1 pseudogene is annotated in these 918 nt (G+C 39.7%); it reads left to right on the top strand.

The window, feature by feature from the left end:
* Positions 1-66: 66 nt before the first annotated feature.
* Positions 67-564, top strand: a pseudogene (locus tag IG80_RS16450) (IS6 family transposase); the annotation flags it as partial.
* Positions 565-918: the final 354 nt, after the last annotated feature.

The following is a 918-nucleotide window of genomic DNA, read 5'->3' as shown; positions in this document are numbered from 1 at the left end:
CAGGATTTCTAAAAAGCACGGAATTATTGGATGAAAGATTTTAAGTGGCGGCATTTTTAGGAAGATATTTATGTGAGGTGGTACTGTAAGTATGGTATTAGCTATCCTGATCTTAAAGAGATGATGGAAGAACGGGGTATTGAGATTGATCACTCAACTCTTTATCGGTGGGTTATTCAATATGCTCCTGAACTTGAAAAGCGCCTCAGATGGTATTGGAAACCAGGACTAGGATAAGCTAGAGAGTTGATGAAACTTACGTAAAGGTAAAAGGCAAATGGGCTCATCTTTATCGAGCTGTTGATAAACGAGCGCGTACTATAGATTTCTATCTTTCGTCCACAAGAAACGTGAATGCGGCTAAACGATTTCTTTCAAAGGCTTTAAGGAAGTTTAAGGAATGGGAGATTCCGAGTAAAATTAATAACAGATAAAGCCACCACTTACTCTGTTGCCATTAAAGAGTTAAAGGACGAAGGTGTCTGTCCTCAAGACCTTGAGCATCAACAGATCAAATACCTTAATAACCTTATTGAAGCAGATCATGACAAACTGAAGCGATTGAATGAAGGACACCCTGCCACAAGCGGACCGGGTATCACTCTAAGAAAGAAATTTATGTTTTTCGCAGCAAGCTGAGGGAATTCACCCATAAAAGATTAAACCATTGATGAGTTGCAAGAGTAGCACCTACACGGATATCCCTGGGCTTGTCTCGTGTCTCAGGCAACCTGGTCATGTGAATAGGTGCCAGAAAATGCCTAAGGACATAGCCCAGAGAAATACGTAAAAATCCTTATCAAGACGTTATTAACGACCCTTTTTTTTCTTAAAAATTGAACACGGCGTTAAAAAGATTGATGATTAGATGAATCTAAGAGCCCCCCAATCTTGATAGGAGTAATATTTAAGGCTAGC

This window comes from Candidatus Paracaedibacter symbiosus, from assembly GCF_000757605.1.
GTDB classification, from domain to species: Bacteria; Pseudomonadota; Alphaproteobacteria; order Paracaedibacterales; family Paracaedibacteraceae; genus Paracaedibacter_A; species Paracaedibacter_A symbiosus.
This window is presented reverse-complemented; position numbering and strand designations above follow the sequence as displayed.